Below are 19,892 nucleotides of genomic sequence, written 5' to 3' on the forward strand. Positions count from 1 at the left end.
GGAGCCGGACCGGGGCGGCATCACTACTTCTTGCGGAACATCTCGATGCCGGTGACCGTGCTGGTGGTCCGCTCCGGAGCGTGTCGGAGCGCGAAGCGTAGCGGCGCCCACCGACACCCCCGCACCCGCGCCGCACCGGCACTGTGGGTGATGTGGGGGTGGGGGTGAACTGGGTGGGGGGTGGGGGTGGTTGGGGAGCTGACGTTGTCAGGCTGACCTCGGTGGATCGGGCCGTTTTCGGTGGCCGGGCGGTGTGTGTGGGTGTCAGGCTGTGCTGGACTCGTCACCGATGTGAAAGGCATCCTCATGACCGAGAGCACCCAGTCGAGCCAGCCCATCCCGGTGGGGAAGCTGTACATCGACGGGAAGTGGGTGGATGCGCTGTCCGGGCGTACCGAGCCCACGTTCAATCCGGCCGACGGCTCGGAGATCACCCAGATCGCGCAGGCGGACGAGGCCGATGTGGACCTCGCGGTGGCCGCGGCGCGTCGGGCGTTCGAGGGCGGGGCGTGGCCGGAGCTGACCGTGCACCAGCGGTCGGCGTTGCTGACGAAGGTGGGTCAGCTGGTGGAGCGGGACGCCGATCAGCTGGCGTACCTGGAGAGCGTGGACATGGGCAAGCCGATCGCGTTCTCCTCCACGGTGGACGTGCCGATCGCGGCCCAGTTGCTGTACTACTACGCGGGTGCGGTCACGCGTCTGGACGGGGTGACCCGCGAGACCGCGACGAAGAGCTTCAACTACACGCTGCGTGAGCCGCTGGGTGTGGTGGCGGCGGTGACGCCGTTCAACTTCCCGTTGCTGCTGGCGCTCACGAAGATCGCGCCGGCACTGGCGGCGGGGAACACGGTGATCCACAAGCCGTCCCCGCAGACACCGCTGACCGCGCTGAAGATGGCCGAGCTGTTCGACGAGGCCGGGTTCCCGCCCGGTGTCTTCAACGTCATCACCGGCCCGGGTGTGGAGCTGGGTGAGCAGATCGTCAAGCACCCGGGGATCGACAAGATCGCGTTCACCGGTTCCACCTCGGTGGGTCAGTCGATCATCCGCAACGCGGCCGCGACGCTGAAGAAGACCACGATGGAGCTGGGCGGCAAGTCCGCCAACGTGATCTTCGCCGACGCCGACCTGGACTCCGCCGTCCAGCTCGCGTTCTTCGGGATCTTCTACAACAAGGGTGAGATCTGCACCGCCGGGTCGCGGCTGCTGGTCCAGCGCGAGGTCTACGACGAGGTCATCAGCCGCCTGGTCGAGCGGGCCTCCCAGGTCCAGCCCGGCAACCCGCTGGACCCCACCACGTTCCTGGGCCCGCTGGCCCACCAGGGCCAGTTCGACAAGGTCTCCTCCTACGTGGCGATCGGCCAGCAGGAAGGCGCCAAGCTGGTCTGCGGCGGCGGGGCGTTCCACCCCACCGACACCGCGGACGGCGGCCTGTACTTCCAGCCCACGATCTTCGCCGACGTCGACAACTCGATGCGTATCGCCCAGGAGGAGATCTTCGGTCCCGTCCTGTGCGTGATCCCCTTCGACACCGAGGAGGAGGCCCTGAAGATCGCCAACGACACCTCCTTCGGCCTGGCCGCCGGCGTCCACACCCGCGACCTCAAGCGCGCCCACCGCTTCGCCGCCGGCATCAAGGCCGGCACCGTGTGGGTCAACACCTACAACCAGTTCGACGCCGTCATGCCCTACGGCGGCTACAAGTCCTCCGGCTTCGGCCGCGAAAGCGGCCCCGAGGCACTCGAGAGCTACACCCAGCTCAAGTCCGTCTGGATCGACCTCTCCTGACACCCACACAGCACCACCAATAGCCAGCGCGACACCCCGCAACATCCGCCGCCCGGCGCCCGCCGTAGAACGGGCGCCGGGCAACCCGGCTCGCGGCTCGCGGCTCGCGGTGACCGGGCTCCTGGTGCGCACCCCGCACCAGGAGCCCGCCACCACCCGCCCCCGGGCGACGACGCGGCACCACACCCACCCGCACCCCCGTGCGCGCCCGCACCCGTCGGCGGGCGTGATGGCGCAGGACGTCCGGCGATCCTCAACGGGCCCACCACGCCCGACGGCTGGCCACCCCGCCCCGGCAAGGGTCACCACCCGCCGGCCTGCGGTCCGCTCGGCCGTGCCGCACCGCGCGCTGGGATTCCGGCCGGGTCACCCGGCCGGTGACCGTCCCCGTGCTGTGGCCTGCCGTGTGGCTGTCCCGTTCTTCCCTCTCGCCCCGCCCGTCTTGGGGCTCATGAACTCCCCCGCCCGGCCGGGCCGGCCGCACCCGACGGCCACGACCAGGCGGGGGTCACCAGGGAGCACACGGCATCCGGCACCCACCGGATACCGCCCACACACCACCGTCCACCACCACGCAGGGAGCACCCATGCCGCAGACCGACACCCACCACCCCGTCTTCAACCGCCAGATGGACGCCATCGCCAGCGGTGACATCGACCAGCTGATGGAGAACTACCACCCCGAAGCCGCCCTGCTGCGCTTCGAAGGCGCCTCCGAGGGCATCGACGCCGTCCGTGAGATCCTCACCGGCTACCTCACCCTCAAGCCCACCCTGATCGAGCTCACCGCCTACGTCCACACCGAGGACACCATCTCCTACCGCGCCATCATGAACCTCGGCGGCGAGCCCGAACACGCCTTCGGCACCCTCGTCCTGCGCGACGGCAAGATCTGGCGCCAGACCGCCGGCTTCGGCGCCTAACCACCCCTGGGCACACCCCCAGACACACCCCCGGGCATCCCCCTGTGTACCCGCCACCCACCCCCTGGGCGGCGGGTACACCCACACCCAGCCCCACCCACACATCAACCGGCGGTGCGGGAGGGGCATCTGACGCAATGCCACCCAGCATTCCGGACAGACAACCCCTGGTCAGCCCACACGTTGACGCCACACCCGGCACCCCCGGAGAGTCGGGGCAAGACAATCCCACCGCCCGCCCGCGCCCGAGCACCGCCCCGACCAGCACCGCCCGGCCACGCGAGCACCGGCACAGACCATCCACCGCGCAAGGAGCACCCGATGCCCACCAGCAACCCCGCCCTGACCGAACAGTCCATCCGGACCGTGGCCGAGGAGTGGTACCGGGCCCTGGACCGCCACGACGCACTCGAGACAGTCCTGCCCTACCTCATCGACGAGGGCCTCGAGATGCGCTTCCCCGAAGGCACCTCCCGCGGCCACGCCGGCTTCACCGAATGGTACGAAGCCGTCACCCACCGCTTCTTCGACGAAGAGCACACCGTCACCAAGGTCGAAGCCACCATCAACGACGACGCCCAAAGCGCCACCGTCACCGTCCTCGTCAACTGGCAGGCCAAGATCTGGGACGCCCCCGGCCCCGTCAGCGCCTGGCTCGGCTTCGACGCCGACCAGACCTGGGAGGTCGTCGCCGGCCCCAACGGCCCCCAGATCAAGACCTACATCGTCAACGGCCTCGCCCCCATGCCCGGCTCCGCCGCCCTCTGACCCACCCCCACCAGCCACCGGGCGCCACCACGGCGCCCGGCCCGGCCGGCCCCCCTTGCCTTGTCTTCTTACCCACCACCCGTACCACCGCGGAGGACCGCATGACCACACGCGACGTACTCGAGCAGTACTACACCCTCGCCAACGCCGGCGACTGGGACCGCTGGTGCGACCTCTTCCACCCCGACACCATCATGGACGAACAACTCGCCGGCCACATCACCGGCCAGCAAACCCTGCGCGACATGATGGCCGGCTTCGGCACCATGTACACCTCCTTCCAGAACAAGCCCCTGCACTTCCTCGTCGACAACGACCAGGAACAAGGCGCCGTCGTCTCCCACATCACCGCCACCACCCCCGCCGGCGACACCATCGAAGCCGACGTCATGAACTACTTCCGCATCACCAACGGCCTCATCACCTACATGGCCAACTTCCACGACACCAAGCCCTTCCAACCCCTCTTCAACAACTAACCCCCAGCCCCAAGGCACCCAGACCCAGCCAGGGAACAGGGAAACCAGGGCAACAGGGCACAGAGGACCGGAAGTTCGGCGCCGACCAGGGGACTCACAAAGGGGCGGCGAGGGAACCAGGCCCCGGGAGCTCGCAGAGGCCGAAAGCCCCGAGCAGGCAGAGCCGCCCCCATCACCTCATCGGGCCTGGCCGCCACCGGGTCACCACCGCCAATCGGGCGGCGCCGCCCCCGCCCCGCCCCACCCCGCCATCCGCCCACCCGCGACGAGGAGCAGTAGTTATGGCAGGACCCGGTAACGAGTACGACTACATCATTGTCGGTGCCGGCACCGCCGGCAGTGTTCTGGCGAACCGTCTGACCGAGGACGGGCACACCACCGTGCTGCTGCTGGAAGCCGGTCACGGTGGCATCCCGGCGGAGGTGGACGACCCCTCCTCCTGGTACAAGCTCCTGGGCAGTGGCATCGACTGGAACTACCAGAGCACCCCGCAGGACGCGCTCGGCGGGCGCCGCACCTTCGAGCCGCGCGGCAAGGCCCCCGGTGGCAGCAGCAACCTCTACATCATGATGCACGTACGCGGCCACCCCAGCGACTTCGACAACTGGGCCTACCAGGGCGCGGCCGGCTGGTCCTACCAGGACTGCCTCCCGTACTTCACCCGCCTGGAAGCCCAGGAAGACGTCACCGGCCCCACCACCGGCACCCACGGCCCCCAGCACGTCACCAACGCCTCCCAGCACGAGCCCAACCCCGCCTCACGCGCCTTCATCGACGCCTGCAAGGAACTCGGTCACCACGAGATCGCCGACTTCAACAACGGCACCATGTTCGGCACCGGCTGGCACCACATCGACGTCGCAGGCGGCCGCCGCCAAGGCGCACTCGCCTCCTACCTCGAGCCCGCCCTCAAGCGCCCCAACCTCACCCTGCGCACCGGCGCCCACACCACCCGCCTGCTCTTCGCCGGCGACCAGTGCACCGGCGTCGAATACCTCCAAACCCAACCCGACACCCACACCGGCCAAGGCGCCGCACGCACCCTGGGCACCACCACCACCCCCGGCACCCACACCGCCCACGCCCGCGCCGAAGTCATCCTGGCCGCCGGCGCCATCGAAACCCCCAAACTCCTCCTCCTGTCCGGCATCGGCCACCCCGACCAACTCCGCACCCACGACATCCCCCTGGTCGCAGCCCTGCCCGGCGTCGGCGAGAACTTCCACAACCACGTCCTCACCGGCCTCATGTTCGAAGCCAGCGCCGAACTCCCCCCACCCCACCAGAACCTCTCCGAATCCGCCCTCTTCCTGCCCTCCACCCCCGGCCTGCCCGCCCCCGACCTCCAAATCGCCTTCGTCCACGTCCCCTTCGACGTCATCATCGGCCAACAACACCCCAACACCGTCTCCATCCTGCCCGGCGTCGTACGCCCCGTCTCCCGCGGCTGGATCCGCCTCACCGACAACAACCCCCTCACCCACCCCCAAATCAACCCCAACTACCTCGCCGACACCTGGGACCTCGAACGCCTCGTCCAAGGCATCACCATCGCCCGCGACATCGCCGACACCAACGCCTTCACCCCCTACAACAAAACCGAACTCCCCCCCACCAACACCCACACCACCCACGAACAACTCCGCACCCTCGCCCGCAACCGCGCCGAGTCCTACCACCACCAAGCCGGCTCCGCCCGCATGGGCATCGACGACCTCGCCGTCACCGACCCCCAACTGCGCGTCCACCACACCCGCGGACTACGCATCATCGACGCCTCCGTCATGCCCGCCGTCCCCTCCGGCAACTGCCACACCGCCATCACCATGATCGCCGAACGCGCCGCCGACCTCATCCGCACCACCAACTAACACCCCCAAACAACACGACAGTTACGGAAACGGGCGCCGGCACACACCACCACCGGCGCCCCCACCAAAGGAGCAGCCACCATGCAGTGGTCCCACGTCGGCCTCAACTGCCACGACCAACAGAAAACCGAAGACTTCTACACCCGCTACCTCGGCTTCACCCGCGCCCGCACCGTCAAAACAGGCGACACCGAAATCATCTTCCTCCGCAAAGGCAACGCCTACCTCGAACTCTTCGCCACCCCCGACCAACCCCCCACCACCACCCACACCAACGACGGCCCCACCACCCCCGGCCACACCCGCCACATCGCCTTCCAAACCGACAACATCGACGACTTCCTCACCACCATCGGCCCCGACGCCGACATCACCCTCGGCCCCCTCGACTTCGACGACTTCATCTGCGGCTGGCGCACCGTCTGGCTCCGCGACCCCGACGGCACCATCGTCGAAATCAGCCAGGGCTACACCGACGAAAACCCCACCACCTAAAACCCCAAACACACACCAGGCCCCGCCGCTCAGCCCACATCGAAGGTGTTCGGCAGGCCGAGCTGATAGCGCAGCTCGTCAACTCGCTTCAGTGGTTCCAGCTCCGGCGCGCGGAACAGCGTCCAGATCCGGCACCGTTCCGCACCGGAGGAATCCGCATCGAGCAGCGCGTTGACGGCCCGTCTGGCCGACTCGTTCGCACCCTCCATCGTGGCCAGATCCACGTCCGTGCGCACGTAGTCGCCGGCCAGGAAGAAGTTGGGGATGGCAGTGGCGGCGGAGGGCCGGTTGTAGAGGGTTCCGGCGGGGTGGACGAGCAGTTGCTCGCGGTTGCGCGGTGCCGGGCCGCCGATGCCCGTGACGGCCGGGTCCATGAACCAGGAGTGCAGGTCCGCGTCGTCCAGCACCACCCGGCCGGTGTCGTTCAGCGCGTCCTTGCACTGCGCCCAGGCCTCCTGTGCCACCTGCTCGCGGGTGCACTCCTTGGCGGTCCTGCCGTACAGGATTCCGGGCAGGTTCCACTCCGACACGCACACCGAGAAGCAGTCGGCGACCGTCCCGTCGCCGTAGTCCGCCGCGAAGTCGCGGACGTCCCAGAACTGGGCCTGATTGACGCTGGTGACCGACCAGGGGGAGTCGATGTAGTCGGCGTGTCCGTGGACGATCTTCACGGGCTTCTTCAGATAGAACTGCACGCCGACCATCCAGTCGGTGCGCAGTTCGTCGCAGCGCGCCAACTGCGGATCAGCGGCCCGCAGTTCCGGACCCCAGGTGGTGCGGGCGTGCTCCACCGGCAGCGCCGAGACGTAGTAGTCGGCGGTGACGGTCCGGGCCGCATCGCCGGAATCCCCGTCGCCGGAATCCGGGGCGGCGACCCGCACGCCCGCGACGCGACCGTCGCGGTACACCACCTCCTGCACCTCGGTGCCGAGTTCGAAGACCACGCCGAGCGAGCGCAGATGAGCTGTCCAGGGCTCGATCCAGGCCTCACTCGTCGGTGCGTTGAGCACCCGGTCGGGCTCGCCGTCCACACCCCGGCCCAGGATTCCGTTGAGGACGAAGGCCTCGAGAACGGTCCGGGCGACCGTGCGGGTGCTGGCCTCCTCCGCCTTGGTGGCGACGAGGTTGCGGGTCAGACCGATGCCGAGCAGCCGCTGGTAGTCCTGCGACATCTCCGCCGCCCGGATGAAGTCCCACCAGGGCACCTTCTCCCACTGCTCCTCCCGGCGCTGGTCGCAGCTGGTGAGGTGGACCAGGACCCGAGCCGCGAAGTAGGCGATCTCGGTGACGGGCAGGTGGAGCGCGGTGTCGAGCAGACCACTGATCGTCTGCAGCAGGGCCTCCGGCGCGAGTTCGCTCGGATCCGGCGGTGTGGTGAGGGTCCGGAACGGCAGTCGGAGATCGGGGCGGCCGCCGTTGCGGGCGACCAGTTCCTCGGTGCCGTTGCGCAGATTGCCGTGCACACCGTCGGCATTTCCGGCGAACGGGATCCGGCGCATCGCGTCGGGCAGGTTGCGGTAGAAGCCGGGGAAGAACCGGAAGCCGTGCTCGCCCGGCAACGGCTTGCGGCCTCCGCGGCCCGTCCCCGGCACGTCCATGCTGCGGGCCTTGCCGCCGAGCGACGTGTAGTACTCGTACACCGTCACCGCGTAGCCGCGCTCGGCGAGTTCGTGCGCGACGCTCAGCCCCGACACACCGCCGCCCAGCACTGCGACGCTGGTGCGAGTACCGGCGGCGGGGACAGGAGCGCTTGCGGCAGCGGTTGCCGCAGCCGCCTGGGCTTGCGGGGACGCTGCCGCCCCCAGCGCGACCGCGCCGCCGATGCCGCCGGCCGCGGAGAGGAACCGGCGCCGTGATTGACCCGCCGTCATGGCAGATGCCCCCTTACTCCGACTTGTCGTCATTTTCAGGGCGCAGCATACGAACAACCAGGCCTACCGGAGCGCCGGACCGCCACCGGCGTACAGCACCCTCACACCGCGTTCGACGCCCCGAGCGGGCGTCCGATTCGAGCGGCTCGACGAGGGGACGCCGGGTCGGATGTCAGACCGGTGCGTTCGCGCCGAAGTCCAGGTCGGCGGTGCCGACGGTGCCGGCCGTCCGGCCGGGGGCCCGGTGGTACTGCCAGTAGAGGTTCGTGTGGGCGATCACCTTGTCCGGCGACGGCGCGCCGAACCGCGACAAGTCCTCGGTGGTGTGGGCGTCGGCGACCAGCGTCGCGTCGTAGCCGCGCGCGATCGCACCGTGCAGCGTCGCGCGGATGCACGCATCGGTCTGCGCCCCCGTGACGAAGAGCCGGCCGACACCGCGCGCGGCGAGCACCGATGCCAGGTCGGTCTCCTCGAAGGAGTCGCCGTAGGTCTTCTCCACCAACACCTCGGCGCCGGCCCGCACGAGTTCGGGAACGTACTGCCACCCCTCGGTGCCCCGGGGCATCTCGTCGCTGTTGTGCTGCACCCAGACGACATCGACGCCGGCCGCGCGCGCCCGGTCGACCAGGGTGGCGATATTGGCCACCACCGCATCCCGCTCGTGTGCCCGTTCCACGACGGCGTTCTGCATGTCGATGACGAGCAGCGCGCTGTTCGGTCGGTCGGCAAGTGTGGTCATGGCTTCCCCTCGGCGTGTGCGGATCGCAGGTCGCGGAACGATGCCACGGATGCTATGCCTGCGCACCGACACTGCCCGTTCTCGGCGGGCAGCGGCGAGTCCGCAATCGGCTCAGCGGCGGAGCGGCCGCCATCCCAGGACGTCGCGCGCCTTGCTCTGGTCCCAGCAACGGCCGGAGTCGTCGCCGGTGACGTGGAAGAGGTCGAACCCGTTGCGGTGGTCCAGCGCGGCCAGCACCGCTCGGGACAGATCGCCCGCCGCCATCGCCGGGAGCGGCGTGCCGTCGGCCGCGCGGTTCAGCACCGGTTCGCGGCCGGGCAGGGCCCAGGCCGGCCAGGCCTCCTCGGTGGTCGGCCAGGCGAGCCGCAGCACGGTCACCGACATGTCCCACTCGGCCACCACCGCCGCGCACACCTGCTCGGCCAGCCGCTTGGTCAGACCGTAGACGTCGGTCGCGTCGGGCGGCACCGACTCGTCCAGCCGACGATCGGTCAGGTCGTTGTAGACGGACAGGCTGCTGATGTGTACGGCGTGGCGGACGCCGGCCTGGTGCGCCGCGAGCAGCGTCAGATGGACCGACGTCACATTGACGTCGAACGCGCCGGTGTCGGCGCTGAACCCGGCCGGCCCGCCGCCCGCCATCGCGGCGTGCAGCACCACGTCGACGCCGCGCATGGCCCGCGTGAGCACCGCCGGGTCGGTCGCGTCGCCCGCGACATGCTCGTGGCCGCCGGCCGGCCGTCGCGGATCGAGCACCCGGATCTCGTGCTGCGCCGCGAGTGCCGGCAGCATCAGACCGCCGACGTACCCTGCTCCCCCTACCACCAGAACACGCATTCGACGACGCTAGCAGGATTCTGACGCTGCGCGAGTGATCCGAACCGGACTGCCGGGCGAGCGGCGCAACCAGGGCCGGCGCAGCGGTGAACAGGCAGTTGAAAGGCGCAGGTCAGGTAAGGTCGTATTCGAATTTATGCCAACCTGAGCCTGACATGCCGTAGGTTCGTACAGGACCAGGAAGGCCAGCGGAGGGGACAAACTGCACATGATGGTACGAATACCGCCAACCGCACTGCGACGAACAGCGAGCGCGGCGGCGGCAGTCGTCGCCGTGGCAGCGCTGACAGGATCGCAAGTGACGACTCAGAGCCGGAACTTGGCGGCAGTGTCGTCCCCGGAGGGGAGCAACACCCCGGGCTCGGCGGCCTCCGGCACCGGCTCCTCCAGCGCCTCGGCGACCGGTCAACCGCCGGTGGACGGCGGCGGCACCCTCCCGCTGTCCCAGCCCCCCGGTGCGCCCGCCACCCCCACGCCGGGTCCGATCCCGCCCACCGCGTCGCCCGTGCCGACCACCGGCGGCGGCGCCGCGCTGCCGGCCACGGTGTTCGCGGCGTACCGCAACGCGGAGGCCTCGCTGGCCGCGTCGCAGCCGGGCTGCCACCTGCCGTGGCAGCTGCTCGCGGGAATCGGGCAGGTCGAGTCGGGCCAGGCCGACGGCGGCCGGGTGGACGCGAACGGCACGACGCTCACGCCGATCCTCGGCCCGGCCCTGGACGGGAACGGCTTCGCGGCGATCGCGAACACCGGCGGCAGCGTGAACGACGGCAACGGGCCCTGGGCACGCGCCGTCGGGCCGATGCAGTTCATCCCCTCCACCTGGGCGGTCTGGGGCGTGGACGCGAACGGCGACGGCCGCGCGGACCCCAACAACATCTTCGACGCCGCGCTGTCGGCCGGGCGCTACCTGTGCGCGGACGGCCGTGACCTCTCCGTCGGAACCCAGCTCGACCGGGCGATCCTCGGCTACAACGACTCGACGGACTACCTGAACACCGTCAAGAGCTGGATGGTGCACTTCCAGTCCGGGGCAGCGGTCGTGCCGGACGACCCGTTCGCGGCGCCCGGAACGCCCGACGCGCCTGTGTCGCTGCCCATCTCGCTGCCTATCTCGGTGCCGTCGTCGGTGCCGACATCGGTGCCTTCGCCGTCGGCTTCGGCAACGCCGTCCCCCGTGCTGCCGGCGCCTTCGATGACGGCCGTGCCTTCGCTGTCGCCCGCGTCGCCGCAGTCTCCGGCGCCGTCCCAGTCGCCGTCGGCCTCGGCTTCGGCTTCGCCCTCGGCTTCGGCTTCGGCTACTCCTGCTCCCTCGCGGTCCACCGGCGGTACGCCGACCCCGAGCCCGTCCGACACGCCCAAGCCCTCGGCCACGCCTACGCCGAGCTCCCCGTCGCCCACGCCGGCCGGCCCGACGACGGCGCCGCCGAGCGCTTCGCCGAGCCCGTCCGCCACTCCGAGCGGGACGCCGACCGGCTGCCCCTCCCCCAGCCCGACGACGACGGCGCCCAGCGCTTCTCCGTCGGCCTCCGCCTCGGCTTCGGCGTCGGCGTCGGCATCGGTCACGCCTTCGCCGTCGGCTTCGGCGACGCCGTCTCCCTCCGCGACGCCGTCCGCCTCGGCCTCCGCCTCCGCGACGCCGTCTGCTTCGGCTTCGGCTTCGCCGTCTGCGGCGCCGTCCTGTGACGTGCCGTCCCCCTCCCCGACGCCGTCCGCCGGCGCGCAGCACCACTGACCTGGTCAGCCCCGGCACACCACACGGCAGATGATCGGTGCACGGCACGCCGTCCGTCCTCACGACGGGCGGCGTGCCGTGCACCGTCTGCGTTCCGGGCCGGGCCGGGGCGCGCCACGCTCGCGGATAGCCGCCGACACGCCGATGGCGGCGCCAGGGCCTCTCTTTCGGATCTTGCCGGGCGCGCGACGCCGGCCCGCAGCGCCAGCTGCTGATGTCGCTGCCCGGCTGGACGCACCGGCGAAGCATCCAAGTACGACCCAGTGCGAGGACGCTCCGCCGGCACGCCCAGCCGGGCGCCACCCGGCCGAAGGCTGGGTGTTGGGGGCACCTCCCGGCCGAAGGCTGGGGGAACCGCGCGCTGATCCGACAAGATCCATAAGAGAGGCCCTAGGATCTCCCCGTGTCGGGCCCGACGTGGTGAGGAGAGCCGCCCATGGAGTTCCTGGTCGATATGGTGACCACCGTCCCGGACGGTACGTCCGAGGAGGCGGTGGCGGAGATCCGGACCCGGGAGGCCGCGCGGTCGCGGGAACTGGCCGCCCAGGGAAGCCTGTTGCGGCTGTGGCGGCCACCGCTCGGGCCTGGCGAATGGCGCACCTGGGGCCTCTTCAGCGCGCCCGACGCCGAGCAGCTGGAACAGGTGCTCGCCTCGATGCCGCTGCGAGTGTGGCGGCACGACACCGTGACACCGCTGTCGCCGCACCCGAGCGACCCGGGCCTCGCGTGATCCCGCGCCCACCAGTCGATCGCCGAGAAGGAGACCCCCGATGACCACCCCGATGCCCGGCCCGCCCAACGACCCGGCGGGCCGTGAAGCCGTCCTGCGCGGCGTCCTCGACCGCTGGAAGGCGGCCGTCGATGCGCACGAACCGGATCAGGTCGCATCCTGCTTCACCGAGGACGCGATCTTCCAGGGCCTGCACCCCTACAGCGTCGGGCGTCAGGGCGTCGCCGACTACTACGCCTCCCAGCCGTTCGGCATGGCCGCCGCCTACCGCATCCTCGAAACCCGGCAGCCCGCCGCCGGTCTCGTCCTCGGCTACCTCGACGTGGACTTCTCCTTCAGCGACCGGCCCACCCTGACCGTCAAGCTGAGCCTGCTGCTCACGCGCACGGCGGACGGCTGGTCCATCAGCCACTACCAGGTCTCCAAACTCGACTGACGAGCGCCGGGGCAACGCACGCCAGGCAACGCCACCGTCAGTGCCACGGCGCGGGGCCGGTGCGGGACGCCCAGCCGGCGAGGGCGTGCTGGTCGTACGCGCGGATGCCGACCCGCCGCGCGAGATCGAGCGCCGGCCGGGTGAACCGGGACGTCGTCACGATCGCCGCCAACTGCCCGTGGTGGACGTCGCGGTAGGTCCCGTTGACCTTCTGGACGTCGCCGCTGCCGACGGTACTGCTCGGCCCGAACCGCTTCGCCTGGATGACGATCCGCCGCCCGTCCGGCACCGTGGCGATCACGTCGGCGGCCAGATCACCCGCACCGCCCACCACTTGGACGTCCCGGCAGCCGTCCCGCCGGCAGAGGTACGCCAGCGCGTGCTCGAACTCCCTCGGGGTCATCTGGTGGTAGGGGGCGATCTCGTACGAGCGGGCGGCCTGGATCTGCTGCATCGCCCGCTGCCGCCGGACCCACCGGGCGAGGAACGCGCCGCCGACGGCGGCCACCGCGAGCAGCAGCAGCGCGGACACGACGGGATGCGCGGCCATCGCACGCAGGATCCCCACCAGCGCCAGGAGCAGCAGGCCGACCGCGATGATCGGCCCGTAGTTGACGGTGTTGCGGCGTACGGGTCGGCGTGCGGGTCGGCGTGATGCCACAGCGTGTCCCCCTCCGGGTCGAGCACCATTGTCGGCCACACCGCCGTCACCTGGGGCGACTTCTCCAGGACTGCCGCCACACAGCGCGGCCGAACCCTGGCTCCCTCCCCCTCCGCACGCACTGTGGGAGGATCTGCGGGCCGAGGGCCCGCCGGCCCAGGGCACGCCGAACCGGGAGGGAGGGCCCGTGCGCGTAGCGCTCTTCATCACCTGCTTCAACGACACGCTGCACCCGCAGACCGGCCGGGCCGTGGTCCGGTTGCTGGAGCGGCTGGGCCACACCGTGGAGTTCCCGCTCGCCCAGACCTGCTGCGGCCAGATGCACTTCAACACCGGCTATCGGCAGGAGGCGGTGCCGCTGGTGCGCCGCTTCGCCGAGGTCTTCGCCGGATACGACGCGGTGGTCACCCCGTCCGGCTCCTGCGCGGGGATGGTCCGCCGGCACCACTCCGTGCTGGCCGGGAGCGACGCGGGTCTGGCCCGGGCCGTGGCCGAGGTCGCGCCCAGGGTGTACGAGCTCGCCGAGTTCCTGGTCGACGTGCTCGGCATGACCGACGTCGGCGCGTACTACCCGCACCGGGTCACCTACCACCCGACCTGCCACTCGCTGCGGATGCTGCGGGTCGGCGACAAACCGCTCCAACTGCTGCGCGCGGTCCGGGGCATCGACCTGGTGGAGCTCGCGGGGGCCGAGGAGTGCTGCGGCTTCGGCGGCACGTTCGCGCTGAAGAACGCGGACACCTCCGCCGCGATGCTCGCCGACAAGATGCGCCAAGTCCTCGACACCGGCGCCGAGGTGCTGTCGGCCGGCGACAACTCCTGCCTGCTGCACATCGGTGGCGGGCTGGCCCGCCTGCGCACCGGCGTCCGGACCGTGCACCTGGCCGAGATCCTCGCATCGACCGAAGCCGACACCCAGGAGGATGCACGGTGACCGGAACACCGGGCGGCGTGGTCTGGCTCGGCGCGCCGGCCTTCCCCGAGGCCGCGCGCACCGCGCTCGCCGACACCCAGCTGCGCCGCAACCTGCACAAGGCCACCGGCACGATCCGCGACAAGCGCCTCAGGGTCTCGGCCGAACTCGACGACTGGGAGCAGCTGCGGGACGCCGCGGCCGCGCTGAAGCTCCGCACCCTGCGCCATCTCGATCTCCATCTGGAGCGGCTGGAGGCCTCGGTGACGGCGGCCGGCGGCACGGTGCACTGGGCGGCGGACGCGGCCGAGGCCAACCGGATCGTCACCGAACTGGTGCGCGCCACCGGGGAGTCGGAGGTGGTCAAGGTCAAGTCGATGGCCACCCAGGAGATCGGCCTGAACGAGGCGCTCGCCGCCGAGGGCATCGCCGCGTACGAGACCGATCTGGCCGAGCTGATCGTGCAGTTGGCCGACGACCGGCCCTCGCACATCCTGGTCCCGGCCATCCACCGCAACCGGGCCGAGATCCGGGAGATCTTCCTGCGGCACATGGAGCCGGCCCCGGTCGGCCTGACCGACGAGCCCCGCGCGCTGGCCGAAGCCGCCCGGCTGCACCTGCGGGAGAAGTTCCTGCGCGCCCGGGTCGCGATCTCGGGCGCCAACTTCGCGATCGCCGAGACCGGCACGGTGCTGGTGGTCGAGTCCGAGGGCAACGGCCGGATGTGCCTGACGCTGCCGCAGACGCTGATCACCGTGATGGGCATCGAGAAGGTGCTGCCGAGCTTCGCCGACCTGGAGGTCTTCCTCCAGTTGCTGCCGCGCTCCTCCACCGGCGAGCGGATGAACCCGTACACCTCCGCGTGGACCGGCGTCACCCCCGGCGACGGCCCGCAGGAGTTCCACCTGGTGCTGCTGGACAACGGCCGCACGGCCACGCTCGCCGACCAGGTCGGCCGCCAGGCGCTCGGCTGCATCCGGTGCTCGGCCTGCCTGAACGTCTGCCCGGTGTACGAGCGCACCGGCGGCCACGCGTACGGCTCGGTCTATCCGGGCCCGATCGGTGCCGTGCTGACCCCGCAGCTGGTCGGCGTCGGCAGCGGCACGAACGACGCGGCGGACTCGCTGCCGTTCGCCTCGACGCTCTGCGGTGCCTGCTACGACGCCTGCCCGGTGAAGATCGACATCCCCGAGGTGCTGGTGCACCTGCGCGCGGCCGTCGTGGACGCCAAGCGCCGCCGCCGGGTGCCGACCGCCGAGGCGCTCGCGATGAAGGCGGCCGCGCAGCTGCTCGCCTCCCCCGAGCGGTTCGCGCGGGCGCAGCGGGCGGGAGCGCGTGGCGGGCGGCTCCTCGGCCGCAGAGGTCGGATCGGCCGACTTCCCGGGCCGCTGCACGGCTGGTCGGACACGCGCGACACGCCGGTGCCGCCCGCCGAGTCGTTCCGGGCCTGGTGGCAGCGCACCCGTGGAGAGGAGAAGCCGCGATGAGCTCCCGTGAGACGGTGCTGCGCCGGATCCGCGCCGCGCTCGCCGACGTGCCGGGCGACGAGCACCCCGAGGACGTCCCGGTCCCCCGCGCGTACCGGCGCAGCCACGCCGGAGCCGACGTGCTCGGCCTCTTCGCCGAGCGGGTCGCCGACTACCGGGCGACCGTCCACCATGCGACGGCCGCCGAGCTGCCGGCCGTGCTCGCCGCCCGGCTCGCGGAGCGCGCGGTGGGCACGGCGGTGATCCCGACGGGCTTCCCCGAAGCCTGGCTGCCGGCCGGCCCGCTCCGCCTGCTGCGCGACGATCCGGAGCTGACGGTCGGTCAACTCGACCGGGCGGATGCCGTGCTGACCACGGCCACCGTCGGCATCGCGGTGACCGGCACGCTCGTGCTGGACGCCGGCCCCGGCCAGGGGCGTCGGGCGCTGACCCTGCTCCCGGACTACCACCTGTGCGTGATCCGCGCCGAGCAGATCGTCGGGGACGTACCCGAGGCGCTGGAGCGCCTCGATCCGAGGCGCCCGCTCACCTTCGTCTCCGGCCCCTCCGCCACCAGCGACATCGAGCTCGAACGGGTCGAGGGCGTGCACGGCCCTCGCACCCTTGACGTCGTCATCCTCGCCGCCGTCGACACTGCCGCCGACCGCGCATGATCCCCCTCACATCCGGCCCAGGCACTACTGCCGCGCCTCGCGGATCGCTACGGTCTGAGCATGCCTGAGAAGATCATCAACCCGACGGCGGAAGCCCGTGAGCAGCTGCGTCTGGCTTTCGAGCGCGCGGGCGAGTTCGTCACGTCCCCGCTCTACCGGTCGCTGAGCCAGACCGTGGCCGCCAACGACCGGCTGCTCGACCTCGCCTCGGGCGGGCGTCCCGGCCAGTATCCGACGTTCCTGTTCTTCGGCGCGGTCCACCGGCTGCTGCTGGCCGGGGTCGATCATCCGCTGGCGGCATACTTCCCGTCCGTGGTCGGCGCGGCGGCGGCGCCCGCGAGCGAGGCCGGACCCGCGCTGGTGTCGTTCTGCGAGGCCCACGAGGCGGAGCTGGCCGAGCTGATCGGCACCCGGCTCGTGCAGACCAACCAGGTCCAGCGGGCGCTGGCCCTGCGGATCGGCCTGAGCGAGATCGCCGGCCAGGTCGGCGGCCCCGTGCACCTGATCGAGGTCGGCACCAGCGCCGGCCTCAACCTGCGTTTCGACCGGTACGGCTACCAGGTCGGCGGCCGGCAGTACGGCGACCCGTCCTCCCCGGTCCAGCTCATCGCCGAGCTGTACGGCGACGCTCCGCTGCCCGACCTGGACGTGCTGCCCGAGCTCGCCTCCGTGCAGGGCCTGGACCTCAACCCGATCGACGTGCTCGACGCCGACGCGCGCCACTGGCTGGAGGCGCTCATCTGGCCCGAGAACCACGACCAGCGCGCGCTGCTCGCCGCCGCGCTGGACGTGGTCGTGGCCGATCCGCCGCCGGTCCGGGGTGGGGACGCGATCGACGTGCTGCCCGAGCTCGCGAAGGAGCTTCCGGCCGGCGAGGCGCGCGTGGTGTACCACTCGGCGGTGCGCATGCACGTCCCCGCGGACCGTCTGGACGCCTTCGACGCGGCGATCGCCGCGCTCGGCGACACCGGCCCGCTCTGGTGGATCTCCCTGGAAGACGCGCCCGACCCCGACCCGCGCGCCGACACCAGCCGCGGCGGGGCGGCGCTGCGACTGCGGACGCCCGATGGCGAGGAGCGGGTGCTCGCCGTCGTCGAGGGTCACCTGCGCTGGGTGGAGACGCTTCCCGCCGGCTGACGCGCTGCCGCGCCCGGCACGTTTCGCCCCGCACCGGTGTCGGTGCGGGGCGAAACGGCGTCGGCGTGCGTTACGGGATCAGAACGGCTTGGTGGGCAGGTACTTGCCGTCCAGGGTGATCACGGCCCGCTCGCCGCCGTCCGGGTCGGCGACCTTCTTCACGTCGAGCTTGAAGTTGATGGCGCTGATGATGCCGTCGCCGAGCTGCTCGTGAACCAGGGCCTTGAGGGTGGTGCCGTAGACCTGGAGCATCTCGTAGAAGCGGTAGATGGTCGGGTCGGTCGGGATGCGGTCGGTGATGCTGCCGCGCATCGGGATGGTCTGCAGCAGCAGCGCGTCGTCCTCGTCCAGGCCCAGGAGCCCGGCGACGGCCTTGGCCGAGGCCTCGGGCAGCGGGTGCTGGCCCAGCACGGCGGCGGTGACGAAGGCGACCGACAGCTCGGCGGCGTCGGCGATCTGCTGCCAGGTCAGGTCCTTGCGGATCTTGGCATCGACGGCCTTGTTGGCCAGGGTCTGACGGGCGGCGGGGTCGAACTGGGCGTGCACCATGAGAAGGATGTCCTTTCGGGCGTTCAGGATGTTCAGGCGTTCAGGATGTTCGGGCGTTCGGGGCGTTCGGCGTGTGGAGGCCGGGGTCAGGCCGCGAGGGCAGCCGGGCGGCCGGTGCTGTCGAGCTCCTCGACGGTCCCGGTGGGGATGGAGTAGACCCAGCCGTGCAGGGTGACCGCGTTCGCGGCCAGGGCGCGGGCCACCGAGGGGTGGGTGGCCAGGTTCGCGAGCTGGGCGCGCACGTTCTCCCGGACCAGTGCGTCCACCGTCGCCGCACCGTCGTGGCCCGCGGCGCGGGCCAGCGAGGCGTCCGCGTGGCGCAGCCAGTCGGCGATGGCCGGCGCACCGCTGAGGTCGTGCTGCTCGGCGAGGGCGGTCATCGCGCCGCAGGCGGAGTGGCCGCAGACCACGATGTCGGTGACGTTCAGGACGGCGACGGCGTACTCGATGCTGGCCGCGACCCCGTCGGGGCCGGGGGTGTGGGCGGGCACGAGGTTCCCCGCGGTGCGGATGACGAACAGCTCACCCGGCTCACTCTGGGTGATCAGCTCGGGCACCACGCGGGCGTCGGAGCAGCTGATGAACAGCGTCGTCGGCCGGTGGGTGGCGGCGAGGTGGGCGAAGAGGCCCGCCTTTGCCGGGTAGACATCCCGCTGGAAACGTGTGACGCCCTCGGTGAGGTCTTGCATGGTCACTCCCTTCGGTGGCTGTCGGCCCCTCGGGGGCTGACGAGATCCACCATGCACGACCTGGACCTATAGCGTCCAAGACGCAATACCCATGACATCCATCGATGCCACCTATAGTTGGCTCATGGCCCTGGAACTCCGTCATCTGCGCTATCTGCTCGCGGTCGCCGAGCAAGGCAGCTTCACCCGCGCCGCCGAGGAGCTGCACGTCTCCCAGCCCACGCTCTCCCAGCAGGTCAGGCAGCTGGAGCAGACGGTGGGCGCCCAGCTGCTGGACCGCGGCGGCCGCGCCGTCCGGCTCACCGACGCCGGCCAGGTCTACGTGCGGTACGCGCGCAGCGCCCTGCGCGACCTCGCCGCCGCCGAGCGCGCGCTCGCGGACGTCGCCGACCTGTCCCGCGGCACGCTGCGCCTGGCGACCACCCCCACCTTCACCACCTACCTGGTCGGTCCGCTCGCCGCCCGGTTCCACACTGCCCATCCGGGAATCTCGCTGAACATCAGGGAGATGACGCAGAGTCAGATCGAGTCGGCGCTGCTCGCCGACGAACTCGACCTGGGCATCGCGTTCCTGGGCCTGCACCTGAACGGCATCGCCGCCACCGAGCTCTTCACCGAGACGCTGAGCCTGGTCGTCGGCGCCGGGCACCCGCTGGCCGCTCAGCCCGAGCCGCTGCCGGTGGCCGAACTCGCCGCGCACCCGATGGCCCTGCTCAGCGCCGACTTCATCACCCGCAGTCACATCGACGAGCACCTGAGGGCGCATCAGGTCCGGCCGCGCATCACCGTCGAGGCCGACTCGATCACCGCCCTGACCGAGATCGTCCAACGCACCGACCTGGTGACGGTGTTGCCCGACGCCGTCACCACCGACCACCCGCGCCTGCGCCCCGTTACGCTGCAACCGGCGTTCCCGGCGCGCGCGGTGGCACTGCTGCGCCGCGAGGGTGCATACCAGAGCGCGGCCGCCGACGCGTTCACTCGACTGATCCGCCAGTGGGTGGGCTGAACGCCGGACGCCGCCGATCGGCACACGTTAGCGTGCAGCTGACCGTCCCGCATCGGGCCGGTCGGGGGCCCCGGCCGCCACGCCGGAACGCGGCAGGTACGGCGGGGCCCGGAACTCTCCGGGAG

Annotated in this window: 21 protein-coding genes and 1 pseudogene; 14 read left to right on the forward strand and 8 right to left on the reverse strand. The window is 71.2% G+C overall.

The features are described from left to right. The first annotated feature begins 306 nt into the window (after positions 1–306). The 6 genes from AC060L_RS34175 (at position 307) to AC060L_RS34200 (ending at position 6,324) form a co-directional block, all read left to right on the forward strand. Positions 307–1,788, forward strand: coding sequence for an aldehyde dehydrogenase family protein (locus AC060L_RS34175; RefSeq protein WP_483802374.1), 1,482 nt, complete (start codon positions 307–309; stop codon positions 1,786–1,788). A 587-nt stretch (positions 1,789–2,375) separates the two neighbouring features. Beyond that, the gene (locus AC060L_RS34180) at positions 2,376–2,711 is read left to right on the forward strand and encodes a nuclear transport factor 2 family protein (RefSeq protein WP_483802375.1); all 336 of its coding nucleotides are present in this window, start codon (positions 2,376–2,378) and stop codon (positions 2,709–2,711) included. Between the two features lie 321 nt (positions 2,712–3,032). Then, on the forward strand, positions 3,033–3,479 hold the full coding sequence (locus AC060L_RS34185; RefSeq protein WP_483802376.1) for a Cif family virulence factor: 447 nt from the start codon (positions 3,033–3,035) through the stop codon (positions 3,477–3,479). After that, positions 3,476–3,958 (forward strand): nuclear transport factor 2 family protein, encoded by a 483-nt coding sequence (locus AC060L_RS34190; protein WP_483802402.1) that lies wholly within the window; start codon positions 3,476–3,478, stop codon positions 3,956–3,958. The genes AC060L_RS34185 and AC060L_RS34190 overlap by 4 nt, the downstream gene beginning before the upstream one ends. A 281-nt stretch (positions 3,959–4,239) precedes the next feature. Continuing rightward, positions 4,240–5,829, forward strand: coding sequence for a GMC family oxidoreductase (locus tag AC060L_RS34195; protein ID WP_483802377.1), 1,590 nt, complete (start codon positions 4,240–4,242; stop codon positions 5,827–5,829). 81 nt (positions 5,830–5,910) lie between these two features. Then, positions 5,911–6,324, forward strand: a complete 414-nt coding sequence (locus AC060L_RS34200; protein ID WP_483802378.1) for a VOC family protein — start codon at positions 5,911–5,913, stop codon at positions 6,322–6,324. A 29-nt stretch (positions 6,325–6,353) separates the two neighbouring features. Here AC060L_RS34200 and AC060L_RS34205 read toward each other — a convergent pair whose 3' ends face one another. The 4 genes from AC060L_RS34205 to AC060L_RS34220 all read right to left on the reverse strand — a co-directional run bounded on the left by AC060L_RS34205 (position 6,354) and on the right by AC060L_RS34220 (position 10,581). Further along, positions 6,354–8,195, reverse strand: coding sequence for a hydroxysqualene dehydroxylase (locus AC060L_RS34205; RefSeq protein WP_483802868.1), 1,842 nt, complete (start codon positions 8,193–8,195; stop codon positions 6,354–6,356). Positions 8,196–8,367: 172 nt separating this feature from the next. Continuing rightward, positions 8,368–8,934 carry a cysteine hydrolase family protein gene (locus AC060L_RS34210; RefSeq protein WP_483802869.1) on the reverse strand — a complete coding sequence of 189 codons (567 nt, stop codon included), beginning with the start codon at positions 8,932–8,934 and terminating at the stop codon, positions 8,368–8,370. Between the two features lie 111 nt (positions 8,935–9,045). Further along, complete coding sequence (locus tag AC060L_RS34215; RefSeq protein ID WP_483802870.1) at positions 9,046–9,771, reverse strand: NAD-dependent epimerase/dehydratase family protein; 726 nt, start codon at positions 9,769–9,771, stop codon at positions 9,046–9,048. 405 nt (positions 9,772–10,176) lie between these two features. Beyond that, positions 10,177–10,581 carry a hypothetical protein gene (locus AC060L_RS34220; RefSeq protein WP_483802896.1) on the reverse strand — a complete coding sequence of 135 codons (405 nt, stop codon included), beginning with the start codon at positions 10,579–10,581 and terminating at the stop codon, positions 10,177–10,179. Here AC060L_RS34220 and AC060L_RS34225 point away from each other — a divergent pair. Further along, a pseudogene (locus AC060L_RS34225) lies at positions 10,571–10,633 on the forward strand (hypothetical protein); the annotation flags it as partial. The gene AC060L_RS34220 and the pseudogene AC060L_RS34225 overlap by 11 nt on opposite strands. 122 nt (positions 10,634–10,755) lie before the next feature. Here AC060L_RS34225 and AC060L_RS34230 read toward each other — a convergent pair. Next, on the reverse strand, positions 10,756–11,334 hold the full coding sequence (locus tag AC060L_RS34230; protein ID WP_483802897.1) for a hypothetical protein: 579 nt from the start codon (positions 11,332–11,334) through the stop codon (positions 10,756–10,758). Positions 11,335–11,939: 605 nt separating this feature from the next. On the opposite strand from AC060L_RS34230, the gene AC060L_RS34235 reads away from it, so the two are divergent. Both AC060L_RS34235 and AC060L_RS34240 read left to right on the forward strand, forming a co-directional pair. Beyond that, a complete protein-coding gene (locus AC060L_RS34235; RefSeq protein ID WP_483802871.1) occupies positions 11,940–12,233 on the forward strand; it encodes a muconolactone Delta-isomerase family protein in 294 nt (97 codons plus the stop codon). A 40-nt stretch (positions 12,234–12,273) separates the two neighbouring features. Continuing rightward, positions 12,274–12,669, forward strand: a complete 396-nt coding sequence (locus AC060L_RS34240) for a YybH family protein (protein ID WP_483802872.1) — start codon at positions 12,274–12,276, stop codon at positions 12,667–12,669. A 37-nt stretch (positions 12,670–12,706) separates the two neighbouring features. Here AC060L_RS34240 and AC060L_RS34245 read toward each other — a convergent pair whose 3' ends face one another. Beyond that, positions 12,707–13,330 carry a restriction endonuclease gene (locus AC060L_RS34245; protein WP_483802873.1) on the reverse strand — a complete coding sequence of 208 codons (624 nt, stop codon included), beginning with the start codon at positions 13,328–13,330 and terminating at the stop codon, positions 12,707–12,709. A 187-nt stretch (positions 13,331–13,517) separates the two neighbouring features. Between AC060L_RS34245 and AC060L_RS34250 the strand changes: the two genes are divergently transcribed. The 4 genes from AC060L_RS34250 to AC060L_RS34265 are packed head-to-tail and all read left to right on the forward strand — an operon-like array spanning position 13,518 to position 17,520. Beyond that, positions 13,518–14,264, forward strand: a complete 747-nt coding sequence (locus AC060L_RS34250; protein ID WP_483802874.1) for a (Fe-S)-binding protein — start codon at positions 13,518–13,520, stop codon at positions 14,262–14,264. Further along, the gene (locus tag AC060L_RS34255; protein ID WP_483802875.1) at positions 14,261–15,730 is read left to right on the forward strand and encodes a LutB/LldF family L-lactate oxidation iron-sulfur protein; all 1,470 of its coding nucleotides are present in this window, start codon (positions 14,261–14,263) and stop codon (positions 15,728–15,730) included. The genes AC060L_RS34250 and AC060L_RS34255 overlap by 4 nt, the downstream gene beginning before the upstream one ends. Further along, entirely contained in the window at positions 15,727–16,383 is a 657-nt protein-coding gene (locus tag AC060L_RS34260; RefSeq protein ID WP_483802876.1) for a LutC/YkgG family protein, read from the forward strand. Before AC060L_RS34255 ends, AC060L_RS34260 begins: the two co-directional genes overlap by 4 nt. Before the next feature lie 60 nt (positions 16,384–16,443). Beyond that, positions 16,444–17,520 carry a DUF2332 domain-containing protein gene (locus tag AC060L_RS34265; protein ID WP_483802877.1) on the forward strand — a complete coding sequence of 359 codons (1,077 nt, stop codon included), beginning with the start codon at positions 16,444–16,446 and terminating at the stop codon, positions 17,518–17,520. A gap of 78 nt (positions 17,521–17,598) precedes the next feature. On the opposite strand, the gene cynS is transcribed toward AC060L_RS34265, so the two are convergent. Together cynS and AC060L_RS34275 are read right to left on the reverse strand one after the other, a co-directional pair. Next, on the reverse strand, positions 17,599–18,069 hold the full coding sequence (gene cynS, locus AC060L_RS34270; RefSeq protein WP_483802878.1) for a cyanase: 471 nt from the start codon (positions 18,067–18,069) through the stop codon (positions 17,599–17,601). Between the two features lie 86 nt (positions 18,070–18,155). After that, positions 18,156–18,758 carry a carbonic anhydrase gene (locus tag AC060L_RS34275; protein WP_483802879.1) on the reverse strand — a complete coding sequence of 201 codons (603 nt, stop codon included), beginning with the start codon at positions 18,756–18,758 and terminating at the stop codon, positions 18,156–18,158. A 124-nt stretch (positions 18,759–18,882) separates the two neighbouring features. Here AC060L_RS34275 and cynR point away from each other — a divergent pair, with 124 nt between their 5' ends. Beyond that, a complete protein-coding gene (cynR, locus tag AC060L_RS34280) occupies positions 18,883–19,767 on the forward strand; it encodes a transcriptional regulator CynR (RefSeq protein WP_483802880.1) in 885 nt (294 codons plus the stop codon). The last annotated feature ends 125 nt before the right edge of the window (positions 19,768–19,892 follow it).

The organism is Kitasatospora sp. NEAU-69 (assembly GCF_057158765.1).